The organism is Halobellus litoreus, assembly GCF_024464595.1.
Taxonomy (GTDB): Archaea; Halobacteriota; Halobacteria; order Halobacteriales; family Haloferacaceae; genus Haloquadratum; species Haloquadratum litoreum.
On the sequence record NZ_JANHAW010000002.1, the window covers coordinates 14,840 to 39,334 of the forward strand.

The 24,495-nt window shown below is 64.8% G+C and carries 14 protein-coding genes; 7 read left to right on the forward strand and 7 right to left on the reverse strand.

Translation table 11 applies throughout. The features are described from left to right. Window positions 1-56: 56 nt before the first annotated feature. Window positions 57-1,085 carry an ABC transporter substrate-binding protein gene (locus NO360_RS07725; protein WP_256307175.1) on the reverse strand — a complete coding sequence of 343 codons (1,029 nt, stop codon included), beginning with the start codon at window positions 1,083-1,085 and terminating at the stop codon, window positions 57-59. Window positions 1,086-1,207: 122 nt separating this feature from the next. Then, window positions 1,208-1,714, reverse strand: a complete 507-nt coding sequence (locus tag NO360_RS07730; protein ID WP_256307176.1) for a universal stress protein — start codon at window positions 1,712-1,714, stop codon at window positions 1,208-1,210. Window positions 1,715-1,840: 126 nt separating this feature from the next. Here NO360_RS07730 and NO360_RS07735 point away from each other — a divergent pair, with 126 nt between their 5' ends. From NO360_RS07735 to NO360_RS07755, 5 genes are all read left to right on the forward strand, one after another. Continuing rightward, entirely contained in the window at window positions 1,841-3,010 is a 1,170-nt protein-coding gene (locus tag NO360_RS07735) for a thiamine pyrophosphate-dependent enzyme (RefSeq protein ID WP_256307177.1), read from the forward strand. Window positions 3,011-3,012: 2 nt separating this feature from the next. Continuing rightward, a complete protein-coding gene (locus tag NO360_RS07740; RefSeq protein WP_345780188.1) occupies window positions 3,013-3,978 on the forward strand; it encodes an alpha-ketoacid dehydrogenase subunit beta in 966 nt (321 codons plus the stop codon). Between the two features lie 89 nt (window positions 3,979-4,067). After that, window positions 4,068-5,771, forward strand: coding sequence for a 2-oxo acid dehydrogenase subunit E2 (locus NO360_RS07745; RefSeq protein WP_256307179.1), 1,704 nt, complete (start codon window positions 4,068-4,070; stop codon window positions 5,769-5,771). Window positions 5,772-5,874: 103 nt separating this feature from the next. Continuing rightward, window positions 5,875-7,299 (forward strand): dihydrolipoyl dehydrogenase, encoded by a 1,425-nt coding sequence (lpdA, locus tag NO360_RS07750; protein WP_256307180.1) that lies wholly within the window; start codon window positions 5,875-5,877, stop codon window positions 7,297-7,299. 127 nt (window positions 7,300-7,426) lie between these two features. Further along, entirely contained in the window at window positions 7,427-8,374 is a 948-nt protein-coding gene (locus NO360_RS07755; protein WP_256307181.1) for a D-2-hydroxyacid dehydrogenase, read from the forward strand. Window positions 8,375-8,688: 314 nt separating this feature from the next. On the opposite strand, the gene NO360_RS07760 is transcribed toward NO360_RS07755, so the two are convergent. The 5 genes from NO360_RS07760 to NO360_RS07780 all read right to left on the reverse strand — a co-directional run bounded on the left by NO360_RS07760 (window position 8,689) and on the right by NO360_RS07780 (window position 12,750). Next, a complete protein-coding gene (locus NO360_RS07760) occupies window positions 8,689-9,459 on the reverse strand; it encodes an IclR family transcriptional regulator (protein ID WP_256307182.1) in 771 nt (256 codons plus the stop codon). Between the two features lie 191 nt (window positions 9,460-9,650). Further along, window positions 9,651-10,139, reverse strand: coding sequence for a DUF3237 domain-containing protein (locus tag NO360_RS07765; RefSeq protein ID WP_256307183.1), 489 nt, complete (start codon window positions 10,137-10,139; stop codon window positions 9,651-9,653). Between the two features lie 448 nt (window positions 10,140-10,587). After that, window positions 10,588-11,562 (reverse strand): phosphomevalonate decarboxylase MvaD, encoded by a 975-nt coding sequence (gene mvaD / locus NO360_RS07770; RefSeq protein ID WP_256307184.1) that lies wholly within the window; start codon window positions 11,560-11,562, stop codon window positions 10,588-10,590. A gap of 94 nt (window positions 11,563-11,656) precedes the next feature. Beyond that, entirely contained in the window at window positions 11,657-12,100 is a 444-nt protein-coding gene (locus NO360_RS07775; protein ID WP_256307185.1) for a DoxX family protein, read from the reverse strand. 368 nt (window positions 12,101-12,468) lie between these two features. Beyond that, entirely contained in the window at window positions 12,469-12,750 is a 282-nt protein-coding gene (locus tag NO360_RS07780) for an acylphosphatase (protein ID WP_256307186.1), read from the reverse strand. 156 nt (window positions 12,751-12,906) lie between these two features. Between NO360_RS07780 and NO360_RS07785 the strand changes: the two genes are divergently transcribed. Both NO360_RS07785 and NO360_RS07790 read left to right on the forward strand, forming a co-directional pair. Next, window positions 12,907-13,446: a DUF7344 domain-containing protein gene (locus NO360_RS07785; RefSeq protein WP_256307187.1), complete on the forward strand. Its 540-nt coding sequence runs from the start codon at window positions 12,907-12,909 to the stop codon at window positions 13,444-13,446. A 172-nt stretch (window positions 13,447-13,618) separates the two neighbouring features. Beyond that, window positions 13,619-24,493 (forward strand): malectin domain-containing carbohydrate-binding protein, encoded by a 10,875-nt coding sequence (locus tag NO360_RS07790; RefSeq protein ID WP_256307189.1) that lies wholly within the window; start codon window positions 13,619-13,621, stop codon window positions 24,491-24,493. Window positions 24,494-24,495: the final 2 nt, after the last annotated feature.

Genomic DNA, 24,495 nt, shown 5'->3' on the forward strand with positions numbered 1-24,495 from the left:
TCTCGACGACGTCTGCGGAGCCAGCCGGTTCGAACGGGGCCGAGCCGCCAGTGCGATCAGTTCGACGGGACGTACTCGTTCGTCGCGTACTCGCCGACGTCGAAGCTCTCCTCGACGAACCCGAGTTCGACGAGTTCGTCGATAGCGAACTGGAGGCGCTCGATGTCGATGGTGATGTCCTGGCGGTAGTAGTCGTTGTTCGTGAGGAAGAAGCCGTCGACGACTTGTTCGGGGAGCTCGAAGTGCTCCGCGGCCAGGGAGACGACCTCGCTGCGGTTCTCATAACAGTACTCGACGAGTTCGTCGAGGTCCTCCCCGAACGCGGCGATGGCGTCGCCGTTCTCGTCGAGCGAATTGTTCGACGCGACGGTGTAGGCGAAGGGGTACGCCTCGTCCCAGAGGTCCTGGCTTTTGTACACCTCGGTGAATCCCTCCGCTCGCGCCGCGACGGCGAACAGCGCGGGGAAGATCCCGGCGTCGATCCGTCCGTCGTTGATCGCGGAGACGAACGTCGGGAACGGCAGTTCGACGATTTCGGCGTCAGTCCCGAATTCGAGGTCCGCCTGTCGGATTCCCTTTTCGAGGACGGCGTGCGTCCCCGTTCCGCGGGCGTTGACACCGACGTTCGCGCCCTCCAGATCGGCGATTTCGGTGATGTCCGAGTCGGCCCCCGAGAAAATCGTAAACCCGTACCACTCCGGATGGGCGTCCCAGAAGTCCGTTGCGATCATCGAGATGTTCCCCGGGACTGCCTCCTGGCGGACTGCCGAGGCGTAACTCACGGTGGTGAGAAGCGCCATATCGACCTCTCCGGCGGCCATCGCGTTGAGCGAGTCGGGCGTGCTCTCGTTTCGCGACACGCTGAGTTCGTACGCCGACCCGAGGTTCGAGACCTCATCCTGTAACTCCTCGATCGCGAACAGCGATCCGAAATTCTCGACCGGGACCGTAAAGGCGAGTCCGAGTTCCGGCGTTCCGCTGCCGGTGATACTGGAACAGCCCGCGAGTCCCGTCAGTCCGATGGTACTTGCCGCCGCACCGGTCTTCAAAAACGACCGACGCCGGATGCTATCAAATGACATCATCGAATAGGATACATTCGGTAGTATATAAAATCACCTGTCGTCCGGGGCCCTCGGTATCGACGTCGCCAGTTCGTCCTGGCGTGTTGTGACCAAAAATTATATATGCGATAAATTGGTGGCCGTCAGTCTTCGGACATCACGGTCACGACGGGGAGATCCGCCGTGAGCAGGATGGACTGGGTTTTGCTCCCGAAGAGGGCTTTGCCGGTCGGCGAGCGCTTTCGCCCGCCGATAACCAGATACTGTGCGCCGCGCCGGTCGGCTTCGGCTAGGATCTCCTCGACGGGTTCGCCGACGCGACCCTTGAGAATCGTGTCCTCGGGATCGTCTAGTGTCCCCTGCACCACGTCCCGGGCGACGCCCGTGGCGTGCCGCTCGCCGTCCTCGACGGTGTACTCCTCGCCGGATCCCTGTCGGTGCGCGCTCCCCTCGGCACTGCCGTAGGATGCCGGCGTCGTGACGGATCTGCCCGACGACCCGCTCGCGGCCGACCGGAACTTCTCGAACACGTCCTGCGGCATTACGTGCAGAACGACGTGGTCGACGTCGAACGCCGTCGCCAGTTCCTCGCCTCGCGCCACGGCGTCGCTCGGGATCCGCTCGCCGTCGACTGCTGTCAGTATCGTCATACGCGATACTCCGACCGATGCGTAATAAATCGTGGTGGCAATTGTCGGTCTCGTCGCCGCGGCGAACCGGAACTCGCGTCCGACCCGCGATTTTATTACCGGGCCCGCTCAAGAACGCGTCGTCGAATGAGCGATAGAGAGTCAGACATACGAGCACCTCCGGCTACCGGCGACGACGGCGGTGGCGACGTGCGGTACCTCTCGCAGTCGGACCTGTCGGTGCCCACGCACCAGATCGTCGCGCCCGACGGATCGTACGACGAGCGTGCGATCCCGGACCTCGACGACGAGGAGCTCTTGGACCTGTATCGGTGGATGGTGACCGATCGGGTGTTCTCCCGGCGGATGGTGAACATCCAGCGGCGGGGCGAACTGGGCACGTTCGGCTCCACCCGCGGTCAGGAGGCGAGCATCATCGGGAGCGCGTTCACGCTCCGACCAGACGACTGGCTGTACGTCGGCCGCGCGTGGACGCCGATGTTTATGCGCGGCGCGTCGATGAAAGACATGATCCTGTTCTGGCGGGGAATCGAGGAGGGACAGGAGGCCTTCGCGAAGCACAACTCCCAGATCGCGATCTCGATCGGCTCGCACCTCCCGCTGGTCGCGGGCCTGGCCTGGGGAATGCATCTGGACGACGCCGACGCAGTCGCGACGGCCTACCTCGGCGACGGCGCGACGAGCACCGGCGCGGCCCACGAAGGGATCAACCTCGCGGGGTCGCTCGGCCTGCCGGCCCTCTTCTTCTGTCAGAACAACCAGTACGCCATCTCGATGCCGTACGAGAAACAGAGCGGCGCGAACACGATCGCCCAGAAGGCGCTGGCCTACGGGATCGACGCGATCCGGGTCGACGGCCAGGACGTCCTCGCAGTGTACGACGCCGTCGAGACCGCCCGCGAGCGAGTGCGTGACGGTGAACCGGTGTTCGTCGAATCGGTCACGTACCGTCTCGACGCGCACACGACGAGCGACGATCCCACGCGCTACCGCTCCGAGGAGGAGGTCGAGCACTGGGAAGCCCACGACCCGATCGAGCGCTACCGGGAGTTCCTGAAATCGGAGGGGCTGTGGTCCGAGATCGACCACGACGCCGTCGTCGAGGAGATCGACGCCGAGTTCGACGAGGCGCTCGCGGCCGCCAACGAGATGGAAGAGCGCGCCGTCTCGGAGATGTTCACGTACCTCTACGACGAACTGCCGCCGGAACTCGCCCGCCAACTGGCCGAGTTCGAGAACCTTCTCGAACGGCGGCCCGAGATGTACGATTACATCGAGCAGCGACCAAAGGGATGACTATGCAGGCCACTATCGTACAGGCGGTCAACGACGCACTGCACACGGAGATGGAACGCGACGACCGAGTCGTCGTCTTCGGCGAGGACGTCGCCGAGAGCGGCGGGGTCTTCCGCGCCACCGACGAACTGCTCGAAGCGTTCGGGAGCAAACGCGTGGTCGACACGCCGCTGTCGGAGATCGCGATCGTGGGCGGCGCGGCCGGGATGGCGATGTACGGCTACCGCCCGGTCGCCGAGATCCAGTTCTCGGGGTTCCTGCCGCCCGCGTTCGACCAGCTCGTCACGAACGCGAGTCGGATCCGCTGGCGCACCCGCGGCGAGTTGAGCGCCCCGATGGTCGTCCGGATGCCCTACGGTGCGGGCGTCCGAGCGCTCGAACACCACTCGGAGAGCCTGGAGGGCGCGTACGGCCACATTCCCGGCCTCCAGGTCGTGATCCCGAGCACGCCCGCAGACACCAAGGGACTGCTGACCGCGGCGATCCGCGACCCCGATCCCGTCCTGTTTATGGAACCGAAGCGGATCTATCGCTCCATCCGCGAGGACGTCCCCGAGGGCGAACACGAGGTCCCGATCGGCGAGGCGGCCGTCCGCCGGGAGGGCGACGACGTCACAGTCGTCGCGTGGGGCGCGATGATGCCGCCGACGCTCGATGCGGTCGAGGACGGGGGCGTCGACGCCGAGGTGATCGACCTCCGCTCGATCTCGCCGATGGACACCGAGACGATCGTCGAGTCGGTGAAGAAGACCGGCCGTTGCGTCGTCGTCCACGAGGGGCCGCGAACCCTGGGCGTCGGGAGCGAGATCGTCGCCCGCATCAACGACGAGGCGCTGATGTACCTCGAAGCGCCGATCGAGCGCGTGACCGGCTTCGACACGCCCGTCCCGCTGCTGTCGATGGAGGACTTCTACTTCCCGCATCCGCCGCGGATCCTCGACGGTATCGAGACGGCGCTCGCAGACTGATTCGGTCCCCGTGTTGTAGCTGTTTTTCGACGCCTCTGGACGGGAACGCGCAGGGAAATACTGAAAGGGTTGTGCGTCGACCGACTGGTATGGTAGAACGAACCTTCGAGTTGCCGGACCTCGGGGAGGGCATCGCCGAGGGCGAACTCGTCTCGTGGCTCGTCGACGAAGGAGAGTCCGTCGTCGAGGACCAGGTCATCGCCGAGGTCGAAACCGACAAAGCGCTCGTCGAGATCCCGAGCCCACAGGAGGGGACCGTCGCGAAACTGCACTACGACGAGAGCGAGATCGTCCCGGTCGACGCGGTCTTCGTGACGTTCGACGTCGCGGGCGACGCGGAGGACGCCGGCGGGAGCGAGCCTGCTGGAACCGCCGATTCGACGGCTTCGGAAGCCGATGCGGAACCGACCGAGCCGAGTGCGACGACCGAGGCCGAGTCGAGTGCAGGGAGCGAGGTCCGGCCGGGGGAATCAGACGACGCTCCCGTTCCGTCGGGCCGCGTGTTCGCCGCGCCGAGCACCCGCTCGCTCGCGCGTGAACTCGGCGTCGATCTCGCTGCCGTCGAGGGGTCTGGCCCGGGAGGGCGAGTGACCGGTGCCGACGTCAGAGCGCACGCCGGCGACGGGGGCTCCCCGGAAGCGGCGGTCGCGACCGACGCCGTCGCGGCGACCGGAGCGACGGCCGACGGCACCGAACCGGCAGCCACCGCCGCGCCGGCGGACGCTGCCGCGGCGGAATCGACGCGGAGCGACGAGGACTCCGGGGCCGAACCTGCGGCCGCGGCGGCCGTCGCTCCGACCGCGACCGACCGCGACCGCACGCTCGCGATGCCGGCGACGCGACGGCTCGCCGAGGAACTCGGCGTCGACCTCGATACGGTGCCGGCCAGCGAGGAACGCGAGGGAGAACCGTTCGTGACGCCCGAGGACGTCGAGCGATTCGCGGCCGGCGACTCGGCGGGGGCTGCCGTGACTTCCTCCGAAGCGGCGGCCGCCCAGTCGGACGCGTCGACGGCCGCCCCGAGCGGAGAGGCGGGGGCCGCCGGAGCGACTGCCGACGCTGGCGGCGAACCGGCCGTCGGCGACGCCGAAGCCCGCTCGGGCGAGCGCGTCCCCTACCGCGGCGTTCGGCGGACGATCGGCGAACAGATGGCCGAATCGAAGTACACCGCCCCGCACGTGTCTCATCACGACGAGTTCGACGCGACCGAACTCGTGGAGTTGCGGACGGAACTCGCCGCCATCGCCGAGGACGAGGGCGTGAAGCTCACGTACCTGCCGCTCGTCGTGAAGGCGGTCACGACGGCGCTGCAGGAGCACCCGTACCTCAACTCCAGTCTCGACGAGGAGCACGAGGAGATCGTCCTCCACGACGAGTACAACGTCGGCATCGCGGTCTCGACGGATGCGGGCCTGATGGTCCCGGTGATCGACAACGCCGACGAGAAGGGACTCAAACAGCTGGCCGACGAGATCCAGGACCTCGCCGAGCGAGCGCGCAACCGCAAGATCAAACCCGAGGAGATGCGGGGCGGAACGTTCACGATCACGAACATCGGCGTGATCGGGGGCGAGTTCTCCTCGCCGATCATCAACCACCCCGAGGCGGCCATCTTCGCGATGGGGCCGATCAAGGAGCGCCCGTGGGTCGTCGACGGTGACGTCGTCGCCCGCGAGACGATGCGGTTCTCGATGTCCGTCGATCACCGCCTCGTCGACGGCGCGGACGCCGCCCAGTTCTCGAACCGCGTGAAGGAACTGCTCGTCGAGCCGTCGCGGCTGTTGCTGGAGTAGGTCCGCGGAAGGAGATCCGCGGGAGTCGCCCGCGACCGGCGGACCCGACCCCGTGCAGACGCAGACGGGTGACTTTTTGACCCGGGAGCGAGTGGGAGACCGTATGGTAATGGGCGACATCGCCACGGCGACGGACCTGCTCGTGATCGGCGCGGGCCCCGGCGGCTACGTGGCTGCGATTCGCGGCGCACAGAAGGGACTCGACACGACGCTCGTCGAGAAAGACGCCTACGGCGGGGCCTGTCTGAACCGGGGCTGCATCCCCTCGAAGGCGTTCATCCACGGCGCGGACGTCGTCCACGACGCGGCCACCGCCGAGGATCTCGGAATTCACGCCGATCCGGCAGTCGATATGAGTCGGATGCAGGCGTGGAAATCGGGCGTCGTCGATCAGTTGACGAGCGGCGTCGAGAAGCTCTGTAAGGCCAACGGCGTCTCGCTCCTGGAGGGGACGGCCTCGTTCGAGGACGAGCACACGGCGCGCATCGCCCACGGGGGCGAGGGGCAGGGGATGGAGACCGTCGAGTTCGAGCACGCGGTGGTCGCGACGGGGTCGCGACCGATCCAGGTCCCCGGCTTCGAATTCGCCGACGAGCCCGTGCTGTCCTCGGAGGACCTCCTCCAGATGGAATCGCTGCCGGACCGACTCGTGGTCGTCGGCGCGGGCTACATCGGGATGGAACTGTCGACGATGCTCACGAAACTCGGGACGGACGTGACGGTCGTGGAGATGCTCGACGACGTCCTGCCGGGGTACGAGTCGGACGTCCAGCGGACGATCCGCTCGCGCGCCGAAAGTCTCGGCATCGAGTTCCACTTCGGCGAGGGAGCGAGCGGCTGGGAGGAAACCGGCGACGGCGTCGTCGTCACGACGGAGACCGAAGACGGAGAGACGTCGGAGTATCTCGGCGACGCCGTGCTCGTCGCCGTCGGTCGGCAGCCCGTCACCGACACGCTCGAACTCGAAAGCATCGGCCTGGAACCGGACGAGAACGGGTTCCTCGCCACCGACGACCGCGCGCGCACCGACGTCGAGAACGTCTTCGCCGTCGGGGACGTCGCGGGCGAGCCGATGCTCGCCCACAAGGCGAGCGCCGAAGGGATCGTCGCCGCGGAGGTCGCCGCGGGCGAACCAGCGGCGCTCGACCAGCAGGCGATTCCCGCGGCGGTGTTCACCGATCCCGAGATCGCGACGGTCGGGATGACCGAGGCAGAGGCTGACGAGGCGGGATTCGACCCGGTCGTCGGCGAGATGCCGCTGCGGGCCAGCGGCCGCGCGCTCTCGATGGGCGAGTCAGAGGGGTTCGTTCGGATCGTCGCCGACGAGGAGAGCGAAATCGTTCTCGGCGGGCAACTGGTCGGTCCGAACGCGTCGGAACTCGTCGCGGAAGTCGCGCTCGCCGTCGAGATGAGTGCCACGCTGGAAGACGTCGCCGGGACCGTTCACACCCACCCGACCCTCGCGGAGGCCGTGATGGAGGCCGCCGAGAACGCGCAGGGGCAGGCGATCCACACGCTGAACCGCTGACTACGGCGTTCTGATCGGACACTCGTCGCGGCCCTCCGCTTTCGCCGTCGCTCTCGACATCCCTCCCGTCTGCCCGTCCCGCGGCGGCGACCCGAGGAACTATTTTCCGTCCTCCAGTGGTGACACTATGACCCGAGAACGCGCCATCGACCGCGTCGGTATCCACGACTGGGGAACGCATCCGTGTCCGCCCGAGCACCTTCGAACGTTGCTCGCCGAGGCGGAAGAGATCGACTGCGGATTCGAGGTGTGTGAGACCGACGAGGCGGCTGACTTTGACGGCGTCGTCACGCTGTTTCACCACGACGAGTTCCTCGACGGCGTCGAGTGGGTCCACAACATCCGTTCGGGGTACGAGGACTTCCCGCTCGACGCCTACCGCGAGCGCGGCGTGACGATGACCAACAGCACCGGCGTCGCCGGCGACCTCGTCGGCGAAACCGTCACCGGCCTGGTGCTGACGCTCGCGAAGGGGCTCCACCGGTTCCGAGACCAGCAGCGCGACGAAGCGTGGGAGCGACTCCACTGGCGACGCCCGTTCGAGGTGAGCGGATCGACGGCCTGCGTCGTCGGTCTCGGCGAACTCGGTGGGAGTGCCGCGAGCAGACTCGGCGTCCTCGGGATGGACGTCGGGGGCGTCGACATCCGACCGGTCTCCGGCCTCGGTCTCGATCGGGTGTACGATCCCGCACGGATCGAAACCGCCGTCGCCGACGCGAGATTCGTCGTGCTCACGACCCCGTTGACGGACGCGACCCGGGGCCTCGTCGATCAGTCGGTGTTCGAGGCGATGCGCGACGACGCCTACCTCGTCAACGTCAGCCGCGGGGAGATCGTGGTCGAGGAAGACCTCGTCACTGCGCTGGAGACCGACGAGATCGCCGGTGCCGCGCTGGATGTCTTCTACGACGAACCGCTCCCGGCGGACGCGCCGTTCTGGGAGATGGAGAACGTCGTCGTCACCCCCCACGCCGCGGCGCAGGCGGCCACCTACGGCGACCGGATCGCCGACCTGGTCGCGACGAACGTCGGCCGCCTCAATGACGGGGGGACGCCGTGGAATCAGGTCGTCTGACCGAGCGAACCGCTCGAATTCCGGTCGCCACGGCTTGTCGCTGTTCTCCCGACTCGTAGACGGCGGGACCGCACTACTGAGTCCTTCGATACTCGCGAACGTCTGCCGGAGGAACCCGGTGGAAGGCCCAGTAAGTTCGACATTCCTGAATATATATTCGAATATAATGAACGCTGGAGGACCTATCGTGTTTGGAATCAGTAGGGGTCGGTTATTAGAAACGTAAATGATTATTTATTCGTGATCGCCAACCTCGATTTTCGTAACAGATGAACGAGTGTTCCCCTCTCACATCGTGAAGTTCAGTTAGAGCGTCACGAGTGTGCCTGGTTCAGTTCGATGATGTTGGCCGCCCGACGGAGTTCCGGCAGAATCTCTTCGTCGATCCGTTCTTGGTCCATCCGACTCACCGGTCCCGAAACGCTCAGCGCCCCGGCGATGTCGTCGTCGTTCAAAATCGGGACGGCGACGCAATTGAGACCCTTGATCCGCTCCTGCCTGTCGTAGGCGCACTCCTGCTGTCGGATCTCTTCGAGCGCGTCGAACAGTTCTGTCCGGTCCGTGATCGTCCGGTCGGTCATCGCTGGAAGGCCGTGACGGTCGACGATCGATTCGACCCGCTCGCGGGAGAGATACGCGAGCACGGTTTTCCCGAGGGCCGTCGTGTGCAGCCGTACCGACTGTCCCGTGTAGGAGTCGAGACTGACGGCGCTTTCACCGCGCTCGCGCGCGAGGAACACGCCGACCCCGTGCTCTTCGACCAGCAGATTGGCGTACTCGCCCGTGGATTCCGCGAGCCGTTCCATTTCGGGGGTGGCGATGCTGTAGAGGCGTTCGCGGGAGCGCGCGTACCCCCCGAGGTCGAGGAAGCGTAGCCCGACCTCGTAGGTCCCGTCAGTCTCGACGACGTACCCCTCGTGGTCGAGCGTCTGGAGGTAGTTGTGAGCGCTGCTCTTCGCGATGTCGAGGTGGTTTGCGAGCTGGGTGACCGTCGCGCCGTCGAGGGCTTTGAGCGTCTCCACGATCCGAAACGTCGTCTGGGCCGTCTTCACCGGCGTGTTCGGCTCCGTCTCATTTCGTTCCATAATCGACGAGAGTGCATTCTTTATCTTATAACTACCGTTCAAATATAGCGAATTTCTGTTCTCTGAAGAAGACGTACGTGTCGACCCTCGACTACGCGCTGCACGTCTGCAACCGGTAGCCAGCCAGACTGCACGACTCCGTCTGATCGTCTATGCAGCGTCGCGTGAACGCCCGGACGTAGCCGCTCGGGTTAGGAGACTTGATAGACGGCCAGACGGACGCCGTTCGGTTGGCGGGTGCCGGCCGCGACGAAGACGCGCTCGGTCAACCACTCCAACTCCGGCGCGGCCGTCTCGAACTCCGGCACCGAACAGAAGTAGACGTCCTCCGGGTCGACCGGTTTCCCCTCTCGGAGCCGTTCTTTGATCGCCGGGTCGGCGACGCGCATCCCTCGATTCTCGACGTAGACGCGGTCGCCGTCGGTCGTCTCGAACGCGTACTTGGCGACGAGTTCGGTCGGTCGTCGGTCACGGTAGAGCTGGTAGTCCGCGCCGGCTTCGAGGACGGTCCCCTCGATCCGGCCCGTGACCGTGCCGCCGAGAATCGGGATGATGCGCCGCTGCCCGTCGCCGGTTTGCCCGATCTCGATCGGTGATTCGACGTCGATTTCGAGTTCCATCACGCGCTGGAGGCCCAGTTCGAGGTTCGGATCGTCCGTCTGCCAGCTGTCGTCTGCCATACCCCCGCTGCGGTCCGGAAGTACATAATCGTTGGGCGGAGAACGGGGTCGGGCGAGGCTTCAGTCGGAGCCCGCTCCTTTCATTTCGACTTGGGGGAAGACTCCCCGCGCGGTTCGTGCGTTCACGGTCGTGAAGACGCGCGCAGGGACGATAGCGGCGCTACAAAAATAACATATGTACTGATGTTATTTATCCCGATGCTGGCCGGACAGCCGATGCCAAAATCATAAGGTTGATTAGATACATATTTTATTGGTAGTAATTACGAGGAGATATTATTACGCGCTGGCGAATTCTAGAAATTAAAATTCAGAACAACCTGTAACCACTACAGTCTTCAGACGCCACTAATAGATAATATATAATATATCCGGTATAATATATCTCGAACTATTCAAATGACTATAGTAGTAGGCCGACTCAGTCCCGGTAGGGGAAACGGAACGCTCAGAACAGCGCGTCCGATTCGGGAAGGATCTGTGCGGGGCCGCCGACCCCCCAGACGTCGGTGTCGACGCCGACGTCCGCTATCGCGGACTCCACCGTCTCGACGTGCTCGGCGGTCGTGTTCACGTACACGCTCGCTCCCGTGTCGGTCGAGAAATAGACCGGTATCTCCGATTCTTCCCGGAGTTCGCGGACAGCGTTGAACACGGCGATGGTGTCCGGTTGCCAGTAGACCCACCCCGCCGGCCCGGTCATCGTCGTCGCCGTCAGCGACAGCGAATCGTGCTCGGCCAACTCGAACGCGCGGTGGAAGTCGGCGTCGAAGAGCGCGTCGCGCATCGCGTCGATCTGGTGGTGGACGTGCGCCATCCGCGCCTGGAACATATGGCTCTCCGCGGCCTCGCGGTGTGCCTCTTCCGTCTCTTTGTACGCAGGGACGTGCGCGGCGACGACGCGGAGGTCGTCTTCGAGGTCGGTCTCGATCCGCTTCGAGCGACAGTCCTCGTCGTTCATCCCCGAGTACAGGTGTGAGAACGCGCCCGTGACGGCGCGGGCGGCCGACGAAGAGCCGCGTCGGGCGATCGTCGAGATTTCGGGACGAGTCAGGTCTAGGCCGGCCGCCTCCGAGAGCGCCATCGCCGCGGCCGCGAATCCCGACGACGAGGACCCGAAGCCGATGTTCGACGGGAAGGAGTTCGCCGATTCGAGCCGGACCGCGTGATCGACCCCCGTGAGCTCGCGCACGTACTCGACCACGGCGTCGATACGTTCGGCCCCGCGGCCCTCGACTCGCTCCCCGCCGATCCGGTAGATGTCCTCGTCGCCGTCGGGCAGAAACTCGACGGTCGTCTTCGTGTGACTCGGCGCAGTGCAGACGCTGATGCTGTCGTGGTACGGGAGTCGGAGCTTCTCGTCCCGCATCCCGTGATACTTGATCAGTCCCTGAATTGGGTGGGCCTTCGCTGTCGCTTTCATATCCCTATGCGGGAGAGACGATGGGTTAAACGTCCCGAAAATTCAGGGGCACAGTCGGGCGTCGCCTACGCGACACGGGTGACCGGCCGGTTTCTTAGAGCCCGATCCCGACCGCGTAGGGCCACGCGTTTCCCGAAAGCGCGAGAAACACGAGTGCGCCGCCGAGCAGGGCGACGTTCTTGAGGAAGTTCGTCATTTCGGCCTGTTGCTGTTCCTCGGGGACGGCCCAGAAGTCGTGCATCGTCGGCGTCGAGACGAGCAGGAACAGCGCAATCGCCCCCGCGGCCAGCGCCGGATACGCGCCGACGGCGACACCCAGACCGCCGAACAGCAACATTCCGCCGCTGAACACGACCGCGAGCCGCGGCGCGGGAAGCCCCTTCGCGTCGGCGTACCCCGTCATTCCGTCGACGTTCAGAAAGTGGTTCACACCCATAAACGCCAGGACCGCTCCGAAGAGAACGCGTCCCAGGAGGAACGCGATTCCGTTCGCTCCGGCGTCCAGTTGCAGTACCGTCGTGGAGATATCAGGTATCATCTCGTTAGTTGGTTACGAGAGGAACTGATATATCGTTTCCCGGACAGCGATGATATCGGGTGACAGCGGTGTAACGTGTCGACGAACGTCGATACGTGGAGCCAGATTGCTCCCGCTTCCGGTGCCACCGTACGACCAAAGGAGCGGACAGGAGCGAACGTCGCGGTCGGTGTGCTCGTCCGTGATGGGACGCGGTCCCGACCGCGGTGGGAGAGAACCCTATCGAAGTCTGGCCGGGGCGAAACGCGCTGACTCCGCGGCGCTGGGACGTTCACCGAGGTTCTCGTCGGGCGCTGGCAGTCCTCGGAGAAGCCCTGCCGCCGGTCGCCCTCGACAGCGCGTGCCGTCGGTCGTTCCGGCACAACGGTTCACCAGCGGATCCGAAAGCCAGACTCGCCCTCTGGTTCCTCGTACGTCACGTCTACGTCCTCCACGGAGGCGGCCGCACTCCCCGTATGGCACCACTCGACCATCTCCTCGACGTCCGATTCGGGTCCCTCGAAGACCGCCTCGACGCGGCCGTCGTCGAGGTTCCGGACCCAGCCGTCCACGTCGCGGTCGCGGGCCGCATCGCGCGTCGAGGCCCGATAGTAGACGCCTTGGACGGTTCCGCTGACGAACACGTGTGCTCTGCTTCGGTCGTCGCTCATCACGGACGGGGCTACGACGGTGACCCGAAAGAGCGTGTCGGCTCCGTGGGGCGGCGACGTGTGTCATCTGGTCGTTTTCGGGGACGGTTAGCCGCCGACTTCTTTCATTTAGATTGACAATTACAACCTCCGTTACCGCTGTCTGGTAGAGCCGAGATGGATCCTGGTGAGCTCAGAGGGCCGGTCCGCGAACGAGCCGAACAGTCGGTCCCCGCTGACACGCTCTTCGAGGTGCTGAGCAACCGTCGTCGACGACTCGCCATTCAGGTACTGCGGGAGGCGGACTCCCCGATGGACATCGGCACACTCGCGACGCAGATCGCTGCTCGCGAGAACGACATCGACCCGGCCGCGGTCACACACCGCCAGCGGAAGAGCGTCTACACCGCTCTTCACCAGAATCATCTCCCGAAACTCACTGAGGCCGGGTTCGTCACTGCGGATCGCGAATGGGTGCGGTTACGACTGACGGACCGGGCAAGTCTTCTCGAGTCGCACCTCCACCGAGACGAATCGAGACGGAGCAGGCCACTCTGGCAGGTCGCTCTCGCGACCGGGCTCTCGACGACGGCCGTCGTCGCATTCGTTCCGGGGTCGAATCTTCCAACCGTCGGAGTGACGTTGACGGTTACGGTCTGCGCCACGCTCGTCTGCTACTGGCTGTTCGGCGAACGCCCACCATCGACCGCTGCCTGAAGATCCGTTAAACAGCCGCTATAAGTCCTTATTCGTCCGTTTTTTCGCAGTATCGCGCCAATACTCACGGTACATATCGGTCAACAACCGGGCAACCCCGGCTGATCGTACCTGCCACCGGGGAGACACGTATGTACGATTCAGACAGACGCCCCTACGACAGAGCATCGATATGACGAACAAGACACGAACACGACTGTTAGCGGTCCTCGCGGCGATATTTATGATTACGTCGCCGATGGCCGGCGTCGCCGGCGCGTCGGTCGTCGATGACGCCGGGACGTCGCACGCGCCCGAATCGAGCCAACAGCTCGAACCGCCAGCCTCGGGTGGTAACGCAGACCGTGTGTCCCAGACGGAAAGCCAACAGCGGGCCAGCCAACCCGTAGGAGAACAGGCCGCCATTCAAACCGGTGGAGCGGTGGCCGAGATCCAACCACCAGGATTCGACACGGAGACGGTGCTCTCCGGATTGAACCAACCCACTGCAACCACGTTCCTGCCTGACGGTCGAATGCTCCTCTTACAGAAGGGCGGCGAGGTGCTGATCGTCAATCCGGAGACTGGGGCGACGTCGACGTATATGACGATCACGGACCTCGACACCGCCGGTGAGGAGGGACTGATCGACCTCACGCTCGATCCGAACTTCCAACAGAACAACTACGTTTACCTCTATTACACGCCCGAATCCAGTGGAAAGAATCGGATCGCCCGGTTCACTCACCAGGAGAACGGGGGCGGGCTCCAGAGCACCGCGGATCCGTCGAGCGAGTTCGTGGTCTGGGAGGACAACAGCGAACGAAAAAGTAACTACCACCACGGTGGTGGGCTCGACTTCGGCCCCGACGGGAAGCTCTACTTGACGATCGGAGAAGAAGTCGATGGAAACCAGGCTCAGGACCTGACCGAGGCCGGCGGCTCGGTGATCCGCGTCAACAAGGACGGCACGATTCCGCAGGACAACCCGTTCGTCGACGGATCGGGTGGAAACGTCGACGCGATCTGGGCGTACGGCCTGCGCAACCCCTTCCGTGCGGAGTGGGACCTCCAGGCGGAGAATCCGCGCTACTACATCGCGGAAGTCGGCGGGAATCAGCAGTCCGTCGCACAGGAGGACCTCCACATCGGCGAGAAGGGTGCCAACTACGGCTGGCCCAACTGCGAGGGCGAGTGCAGCAACTCGGAGTACACCGACGCGCTGTACACCTACCCGCACGAGGGGTCCGGCGCCTCGATCACCGGGGGCGTGGTCTACCACGGTAACCAGTTCCCCAGCGAGTACGAGGGCGCCTACTTCTTCGCCGACTACGTCCGTGGTTGGATGAAGTACCTCACCTTCGACAGCTCCGGCGAGGTGCAGAGCGTCAACACGTTCGACGATAACGTCGGACCGGTCGTCGAGATCGATCAAGGACCGGACGGGTCGCTGTACTACCTCGACATCGGTTCCGGAACGCTTCAGAAGGTCACCTACGACGACACGACCGACGCCGAACCGACGCTCGACGCGCCCGCGAACGTCTTCGTGGACGCAGACGGGAGCAAACAGATTGACATCACCGCCTCGGACGCTGACGGCGATCCGCTGACGCTGACCGTCGAGAATCTCCCGGGCTTCGCCTCGTTCACCGACGACGGTGACGGGACAGCTACGCTGTCGCTGTCGCCTTCCTCCGCTGACACCGGGCAGTATCAGACGACTGTAACCGTCAGTGACGGGGACGACACCACCAGCCAGACGGTTACGATTTCGGTGATCGAACCGGGCGCCGAGCAGATCCTCTACAGGCTGAATGGTGGCGACTCGAGCGTACAGGCTGTCGACGACGGTCCCAACTGGGAGTCGGACAGCCTGTACGAGCAGGGGAGCGTCGACCAGTCCGACTGGTCGGGAACGACCTACTCGGTCGGCCAGGCGGTGCCGGCGACGACCCCGGACGCCATCTTCGAGAGCGAGCGGTGGCCGGCCGACGACAACACGCTCGAGTACGACCTGCCAGTCTCTTCCGGTGACACCTACGAGGTCCGGCTGTACTTCATCGAGCAGTACAGCTCCGCCCAGAACCCCGGTGATCGGGTGATGGACGTCTCGATGGAAGGGCAGACCGTCCTGAACGACTACGACGTCGTCGCCGACGTCGGCTACAAGAACGCGACGATGAAGTCCTTCGAGGTGACCGCCGACGACGGCACTCTCGATCTCTCGATCGCGCAGGACGGCGGCAGCAACAACGCCCTCGTCTACGGCATCGAGGTACTGAAGCCGAGTGATGACACCAGCAACCAACCGCCGAGCGCTTCGTTCACCGCTTCGCCGTCCGATCCGACGACGGGCGAGTCGGTCACGTTCGACGCGTTCGGATCGAGCGATTCCGACGGCTCGATTCAGAGCTACGAGTGGGACTTCGACGGCGACGGAACCACCGACGCGATGGGCGAGAGCGTCTCGCAGGCGTTTACTTCGAGCGGTGACCAGACGGTCGAACTCACCGTCACCGACGACGACGGCGCGACCGCGACGACGACCCAGACGGTGAGCGTCTCCTCGACCCAACAGGGCCAGCAGGTGCTCTACCGCGTGAGCGCCGGCGGACCGGAGATCCAGGTCCAAGACGGCCCCGACTGGGAGAGCGACACCGGCACCTCGCCCAGCCAATACCGCGTGGGCGGCGGTGACGGTACCACGGACTGGAACTCGTTCACCCCCAATCCCCCGCTGCAGTACGACGTCGGGTCCGCGGTGCCGGCGGGCACGCCCGATGCCGTCTTCGAGTACGAACGATACGCCAACGACGGGTCCGTCGATTGGGAGTTCCCGGTCACGCAGGGCGAGACCTACGAGGTCCGGCTCTACCACATCGAGCAGTACAGCGAAGCCAACGGCGCCGGCGAGCGAGTGATGGACGTCTCGATGGAAGGCCAGACGGTCCTGAACGACTACGACGTGGTCGCTGACGTCGGCTACAAGAACGCCACGATGGAGTCTTTCGAGGTGACCGCCGACGACGACACCCTCGATATCTCCGTCGCTCAGGACGGTGGGGAACACAACCCCAACGTCTTCGGCGTCGAGGTGGTCCAACCCGGAACTGACGGCGCGAACCAAGCGCCAGAGGCGACGATCGACGCGCCCGCCGACGGGTCGTTCTTCCAAGCCGGCGACACCATCGACTTCTCCGGGTCGGCGACCGATCCGGAGGACGGCTCACTCTCGGGCACGGACCTCGAGTGGACGGTTCGGTTCCTCCACAACGAGCACTGGCACCCGTACCTGGATTCGGTGTCCGGTTCCAGCGGGAGTTTCACCGCTCCGACGAGCGGCCACGACTTCCACGACGACACGGCGTACCAGATCAACCTCACGGCGACTGACTCCGAGGGCGCCACCGACACTGCGACGGTGGTCGTCGAACCGGACAAGGTCAATCTGACCTTCGACACCCAGCCGAGCGGACTGGAGATCGACCTCGACAGCATCCCGCACACCACTCCTTACGTCCACGACTCGCTCATCGGCTTCGAGCACACTGTCTCCGCGCCGCAGACGCAGTGTATGGACGGAACGGAGTACCAGTTCGAGGGCTGGTCCGACGGCGGCGCGACCCAGCACACGATCACGGTTCCGGACTCGGATACGACGTACACGGCGAATTACACCGCTGTCGGTCCGTGTGACGGCGCAGACAGTACGGTCGCTCAGGCCGTGGCGAGCCAGAACGCGCCGACCGATCAGATCGGCCTCCAAGAGATCCAACTCGCGATCAACTGGTGGTCGACGAGCGCGGACGTGCCCAACACGGGCGGGGAGACGATCTCCCTGCAGCAGATTCAACAGCTCATCAACGCGTGGTCGACCGGCGCGACCGTCGGCGACGGGAATCAGTCCCCGAGTGCCGCGTTCACCGCTTCGCCGTCCGATCCCGCGACGGGCGAGCAGGTGAGCTTCGACGCGAGCGGGTCGACGGACTCCGACGGCTCGATCGCGAGCTACGAGTGGAACTTCGGCGACGGGACCACCGCCTCAGGCGCGTCTCCATCGCACACCTACGAGAGCGCGGGCACCTACACGGTGACGCTCACCGTCACCGACGACGACGGCGCGACCGCGACGGCGACCCAGCAGGTGACAGTCTCGGCGCCGCAGACCCAACAAGTGGTCTACCGGCTGAACGCGGGTGACTCCTCGATCACCGCCGTCGACGACGGGCCGGACTGGGAGAACGATACCGAGTATCTCCAGGCGGCCGGTCAGCAATCGACGCCCGAAACGTGGGGTGCGAACTACTCGATTGGGGAGGAGGTTCCTGACTCCACACCCGATGCCATCTTCGAGAGCGAGCGGTGGACGGAAGCTGGACCGATCGACTACGACATCCCGGTGACTGCCGGGGAGACCTACGAGGTCCGGCTGTACTTCATCGAACAGTACGACCCGGCCCAGACCCCCGGTGACCGGGTGTTCGACGTCACGATGGAGGGGCAGACGGTCCTGAACGACTACGACACTGTCGCCGAGGTCGGCTACAAGAACGCCACGATGGAAACCATCGAGGTGACTCCCCAGGACGGAACTCTCGACCTCACGTTCACGCAGGACGGCGGCTCCGAGAAACCGTTCGTCTACGGCATCGAGATCCTGACCGAGGACGGCCAGCAGGCGAATCAGCCGCCGACCGCCGGCTTCCACGTCCACGATCCGGTGGCCGGCCAGTCGGCCACGTACCACTCAGAGTCGACCGATTCGGACGGGCAGATAGCCAGTTACGAGTGGGACTTCGACGGTGACGGCACCTTCGAGGAGTCGACGACGAACGCCCAGATCCAGCACACGTTCGACTCGGGCGGCGACTACGACGTGACGCTGAAGGTCACCGACGACGACGGCGCGACCGACACGGCAACCAAGACTGTGACCGTCGCCAGTCAGCCCTCTGAGCAGGTCGTGTACCGCGTGAACGCTGGCGGTCCGGAACTGCAGGCGACGGATGGCGGCCCGAACTGGGCGGTCGACAACGCGACAGACGGAAGTCAGAGTCCATACCTCGTCGGCGACGGTGACGTGACGGTCCACGATACGCAGTTCACCGTCACGGACAGCGTGCCCCAGTCGACTCGCGACCAGATCTTCGTGACAGAGCGCTACGTCGACCAACAGATGTCGTGGGACTTCCCGGCGACGCAGGGCGAGACCTACGAGGTCCGGCTGTACTACGTCGAACAGTGGGATCCCAACGCGCAGGAAGGCGCCCGCATCTTCGACGTGGCTGCCGAGGGTCAGACGGTCCAGAACGACTACGACGTGATGGCCGACGTCGGCTTCGACAACGCGACGATGAAGAGCTTCACCGTCACGGCCGACGATGGAACCCTCGACATCGACTTCTCGCAGGACGGCGGGGGCGCGTACCCGCTGATCTACGGCATCGAGATCATCCAGCAGGGAGAGGGCGGGAACCTTCCGCCGACGGCCTCGCTCTCGACGTCGACCACGTCGGGTACCACTGGCCAGTCGATATCCTTCGAGGCGAGCGGATCGAACGACCCCGACGGCTCGATCGCGAGCTACGAGTGGGATTTTGACGGCGACGGGGTGACTGACGCGACCGGACCGAGTGTCTCGCATACCTTCCAGAGTGCGGGCACCTACACGGTCGAACTCGCGGTCACAGACGACGGCGGCGCGACCGCGACAGCCACCGAACAGATATCCGTCACCGATCCCTCGGCCGGAACCTTCACCACCGAACAGATGGCTGGCGGTCTCGACCAGCCCGTCGCGATGGAGGTCCTGCCGGACGACAGAATACTCATCGTTGAACGTGGCGGCGACGTCCTGATCGCCGAGGAACAGGGGAACTCCCTCTCGACTTCTGAGTACCTCTCGTTGTCGAGCGTCAGTACGAACGGCGAGCAGGGCCTTCTAGGCGTGACAATCGACCCCAACTTCGAGTCGAACGGGTACGTCTACCTCTACTACACGAACGAGAACACGGACACGAATCAGATCTCACGGTTCGTTCACCAGGAGAACGGCGGCGGCCTGCAGAGTACGGCCGATCCCACGACCGAGACGAAAATATGGAACAGCTCGATCCAGGGCGACGCCACGTACCACCACGGAGGTGGGCTCGACTTCGGACCTGACGGGAAACTGTACCTTTCGACCGGCGAGCAGTTCACGGCTTCCCGAGCACAGGATCTGAGTTCGACCGGAGGCAAGATCATCCGGATCAACAAGGACGGCTCGATCCCGTCCGATAATCCGTACGTCAACGACGGCGATCCGAACACCCGCGGTGACGTCTGGGCCTCCGGGCTGCGCAACCCCTTCCGTGCGGAGTGGGACCATCAGACGAACCGCTTCTTCGTCGCCGAAGTCGGGCTGGACACCGCCGAGGACATCCACCTCGGTAAAGCGGGAGCCAACTACGGCTGGCCCGACTGCGAAGGCGAGTGTAGCGATCCGGCCTACGACGATCCGGTCTACACGTACGGTCACGACGTCGGTGAATCGATCACCGGCGGTGACTTCTACCGCGGATCGCAGTTCCCCAGCGAGTACGAGGGTGCGTACTTCTACGGTGACTACGTCTCCGGATGGATCAAGTACCTGACCTTCGACTCGGACGGGGACGTCACCGGCAGCCACGACTTCAAGAGCGACGCGAACAACGTCGTCGAGATCGACCAGGGCCCCGACGGATCGCTCTACTACATCGACATCAGCGGTTCGGTCCACCGCGTCTCCTTCCAGCCAGCCGAGGAGGGAAGTGCAACCGTTTCGCTCAACGAGGGGAACAGCAACATCGACACGAGCACCTGGAAGAGCGGAGCCGTCGAAATCGAAAACACCGGCGACAAGCAGATCGAATCGGTGACGTTCGACCTCTCGACCGCCGCAATGCCCGATGTCGTCTTCGGACCACTCACGGACAGTGGGACGCCGGGCAACGCGGTCAAGGACGCCTCGGGCGCAGGAGCGTTCCAGACGTCCTACAGCCAGCCGCACGAGGGTAACCCCGACGACGGTTACGATCAGCTGACGTTCACCTACGACGACTTCCAACCCGGCGAGACGTTCACGGTATCGCTGGACACCGACGCCCTGAGCGTCAAGGGCGCGACGCCGATCCAGCAGGGGCTCGAGATCTCCGGTCTCGAAACGACGGGAGCCACCGTCACGATCGAGTACGCCGATGGAACGACGCAGACGACGTCGCCGTTCAGCGACGGGAGCGCGGCCGGCGCCGTCGCAACGGCCAAGTCGGACGTGCCGGCAGCACCGAATCTCGACGTCCAAGGAGTGACGCTGGACGGGGGAGCGCTCGACGCACGACACAGCGCGGCGACCGTCTCCTCGGCCCAGCAGACCGTCGAGATCAGTGGAGAGCCCGGTTCGACGGTTCGAGTGCTGCGCTTCGAGGGCGAACTCAATCTCGAAGGCGTGAGCGGCTACGACCTCGAACCCTACGAGGCGAATCGGATCCTGAACTTCGACGAACAGACGATCACTCTCGACAACAACGGTGAGGCGACCGTCGACGTGACGCTCACGAACGGCAGCGCGGCCGGCGGTCTCAACTACATCGTCGCGGTCACCGAGGACGCGCAGGGCGACACCGGTCTCACGTCGGACCCGATCGTCCTCGACTACGACCCCGGCGCCGCCCAACCGTCGGGCGGCGAGGCGACCGTCGCCATCACGACGACCGAGGCGGCCTTCCCCGAGGGGAAGGTCACGCTGCAGGACGCGACCACCTACTTCGAGGACTCGGTCCAGATCACCAACACCGGCGATCAGCAGATCGAGTCGCTCACCATCGACAAGAGTACGTCGCTGATCGAGAATATGGTCTACGATCCGACGGGGTGTGCCGGTGACGGCGGCTGTAACCCCGGCGCTACCGACATCCGGATCGTGAACGAGGACGGCGCCGTTCTGACCAGCCACGAGTTCCAGAAGCCGGTCAACGGCGTCGACGGCACTGACGGGTACAAGGCGCTGCATATGGAGTTCGACGACTTCGACCCCGGCGAGACGATCACCTACGCGTCAGACGGCGACCCGAACACCATCAAGGGCGGCGGCGGCCAGCAGTCCGTCCTCGCCGGCCCCGAGTCCGGCATCGATCTCACGGGCACGACTGTCACCGCGTCGTTCGCCGACGGCACGACTGCATCCTCGGGCACCTTCAACGAGGGCAGTCTCGCCGGCTCGACCGGCGTCGCGAGAGCGAACGCCCCCGACGCACCCAGCATCGACGCGCAGGACGTGACCCTCCAGGCGACCACGCTCTCGGACAGACACACCGCCGCGACCGTCGCCGACGCAGATCAGACCATCGAGATCAGCGGCCCGCCCGGCGAGACGGTGCGGCTGATGCACGCGGAGGCGACGCTCCTGCTGGAGGACGTTCCGACGTACGACGGCACGCCGGGCTACGACATCGAACCCTACGAGGCGAACAACGTCGAGAACTACACGATCACGGACGTCCAACTCGACCAGAACGGTGAGGCCACCGTCGACGCGACGCTCACCAACCTGACCGGTGAGCTGACCTCGCCCGCGGACGAGAGCGGGTTCAACTACTTCGTCGCCACCGTCCAGGGCGACGACGGACACGCCGGGACGGCTTCGAACGTGATCGTTCTGAAGCTAGAGGAAGGTTCGCAAACGCCCAGCATCCAGTCGGTCGACGACCAGTTCCTCACCGAGGGCGACTCGACGACCGTCACGGTCGAGGCGACCGACCCCAACGGTGACGCGCTGACGCTGTCGGCGTCGAACCTCCCGGGCTTCGCGAGCTTCACCGACAACGGCGACGGCACGGGCACGCTGACGGCATCGCCGCAGACCGACGACGCGGGGGACTACGATATCACGCTGTCGGCCTCCGACGGCGAATACACGACGACCCAGCAGGTGTCGATCAGCGTGGCCGAACCCGGCGGCGACCAGGTCGTCCACCGTCTGCACGCGGGAAGCGGTACGATCAGCGCGATCGATGGCGGTCCTGACTGGGGATCGGATTCCCAGTATATGACGACGGCGGGAGATACGTCAGACTGGTCGGGGACGACCTACACGGTCGGACCCTCGGTCCCGGCGAGCACTCCCGACGCCGTGTTCGAGACGGAACGCTACCCCACCAGCGGGAGCACGATCGACTACGACTTGCCGGTCACCCAAGGTGAGACCTACGAGGTTCGCCTGTACTTCATCGAACAGTACAGCGATACGCAGGATCCCGGCGATCGGGTGTTCGACGTCACGATCGACGGCCAGACCGTTCTGAACGACTACGACGTGGTCGCCGATGTCGGGTTCAAGAACGCGACGGTGAAGTCCTTCGAGGTGACCGCCGACGACGGGACGTTGGATCTCTCGTTCTCGCAGGCGAGTGGCGCATCTCCGTTTATGTACGGAGTCGAAGTCGTGAAGCCGGGAGCCAGTAACCAGGCCCCGAACGCCTCGGTAACTGCGTCTGCGACTAACGTCGAAACCGGCCAGACCATCGACTTCGACGCGTCCGGATCGAACGATTCCGACGGGTCGATCGCGAGCTACGAGTGGGACTTCGACGACGGGACCACGGCCACGGGTCCGACCCCCTCACACAGCTACGACAGCGCGGGTACCTACACGGTCGAGTTGACCGTCACCGACGACGACGGCGCGACCGACACCGCCACCACGACGGTCACGGTCGCCGAGCCGACGACGTCGTCGATTCTCTACCGTCTGAACGCCGGCGGTCCGGAGATCACGGCGACCGACGGCGGCCCGGACTGGATGGCCGATAACGACTCCGCAACGAGCCAGTACCTGGTCGACGACAACAATGTGGGAACGACCAACTGGCTGACGTTCCAGGACGGACCGCTGAACTACGAGGTCGGGGCGGCCGTCCCCGCGAGCACGCCGGACGCCGTCTTCGAGTACGAACGGTACGCTACCGACGACGACCTGGCGTACTCGTTCCCGGCCACGCAGGGCGAGGCTTACGAAGTCCGCCTGTATTACATCGAACAGTACGATTCGGCGGACGGATCGGCCGACCGCGTGATGGACGTGACGGTGGAGGGGCAGACGGTCCTGAGCGGCTACGACACCTCCAGCGAGGTCGGGTTCAAGAACGGGACGATGGAGAGCGCAGAGGTCACCGCCGACGACGGCACGCTCGACCTCACGATCACCGACGTCAGCGACGACAACAGCGCGAACCTCTTCGCCATCGAAGTGCTGGAAGCGACCGGCGGTGCGGCGAATCAGGCACCGAACGCGTCGGTCACCGCGTCGGCGACGGACGTCGAGACCGGCCAGAGCATCGACTTCGACGCCTCTGGGTCGAACGATCCCGACGGCTCGATCGCGAGCTACGAGTGGGACTTCGACGGCGACGGCACGACCGACGCCACTGGTGCGCAAGCGTCGCACGCCTTCCAGAGCGCGGGCACCTATCAGGTGAACCTCACGGTCACCGACGACGACGGTGCGATCGCCTCGACCCAGCAGACCGTCTCGGTCAGCGAACCGACGTCGTCGAACGTCGTCTACCGAGTCAACACCGCGGGATCGGAGATCTCGGTCTCTGACGAACCGAACTGGGAGACCGACTCGAGCTACCTCCTCACCAACGGGGGAGTGACCACGCACGACAACCAATTCAACGTCACCGACAGCGTCCCGGCGGGGACACCGGAGCAGATTTTCGTCACCGAGCGGTGGCCGTCTTCCGGTTCCACCCTCGACTACGAGTTCTCGGTGACGTCGGGCGAGACCTACGAAATCCGGCTGTACTTCATCGAGCAGTGGAGCCCCAACGACGAGGAGGGGACCCGGATCTTCGACGTGACCGCCGAGGGCCAGACGGTCCTGAACGACTACGACATTATGACCGACGTGGGCTTCGACAACGCGACGACGAAGTCCTTCGAGGTGACCGCCGACGACGGCACCCTCGATATCTCGCTCAGCAAGGACGGTGGCAGCGCCAATCCGTTCGTGTACGGCATCGAGATCGTCGAGAAAGGGAGCTGATA

What these genes read in the sequence shown, in the direction of transcription:
- NO360_RS07780 (WP_256307186.1), bottom strand. Translation starts at nt 12,750, where the DNA reads ATGAGCGACGACCGAAGCAGAGCACACGTGTTCGTCAGCGGAACCGTC.
- lpdA (WP_256307180.1), top strand. Translation starts at nt 5,875, where the DNA reads ATGGTAATGGGCGACATCGCCACGGCGACGGACCTGCTCGTGATCGGC.
- NO360_RS07760 (WP_256307182.1), bottom strand. Translation starts at nt 9,459, where the DNA reads ATGGAACGAAATGAGACGGAGCCGAACACGCCGGTGAAGACGGCCCAG.
- NO360_RS07765 (WP_256307183.1), bottom strand. Translation starts at nt 10,139, where the DNA reads ATGGCAGACGACAGCTGGCAGACGGACGATCCGAACCTCGAACTGGGC.
- NO360_RS07775 (WP_256307185.1), bottom strand. Translation starts at nt 12,100, where the DNA reads ATGATACCTGATATCTCCACGACGGTACTGCAACTGGACGCCGGAGCG.
- NO360_RS07745 (WP_256307179.1), top strand. Translation starts at nt 4,068, where the DNA reads ATGGTAGAACGAACCTTCGAGTTGCCGGACCTCGGGGAGGGCATCGCC.
- mvaD (WP_256307184.1), bottom strand. Translation starts at nt 11,562, where the DNA reads ATGAAAGCGACAGCGAAGGCCCACCCAATTCAGGGACTGATCAAGTAT.
- NO360_RS07735 (WP_256307177.1), top strand. Translation starts at nt 1,841, where the DNA reads ATGAGCGATAGAGAGTCAGACATACGAGCACCTCCGGCTACCGGCGAC.
- NO360_RS07730 (WP_256307176.1), bottom strand. Translation starts at nt 1,714, where the DNA reads ATGACGATACTGACAGCAGTCGACGGCGAGCGGATCCCGAGCGACGCC.
- NO360_RS07790 (WP_256307189.1), top strand. Translation starts at nt 13,619, where the DNA reads ATGACGAACAAGACACGAACACGACTGTTAGCGGTCCTCGCGGCGATA.
- NO360_RS07785 (WP_256307187.1), top strand. Translation starts at nt 12,907, where the DNA reads ATGGATCCTGGTGAGCTCAGAGGGCCGGTCCGCGAACGAGCCGAACAG.
- NO360_RS07755 (WP_256307181.1), top strand. Translation starts at nt 7,427, where the DNA reads ATGACCCGAGAACGCGCCATCGACCGCGTCGGTATCCACGACTGGGGA.
- NO360_RS07740 (WP_345780188.1), top strand. Translation starts at nt 3,013, where the DNA reads ATGCAGGCCACTATCGTACAGGCGGTCAACGACGCACTGCACACGGAG.
- NO360_RS07725 (WP_256307175.1), bottom strand. Translation starts at nt 1,085, where the DNA reads ATGATGTCATTTGATAGCATCCGGCGTCGGTCGTTTTTGAAGACCGGT.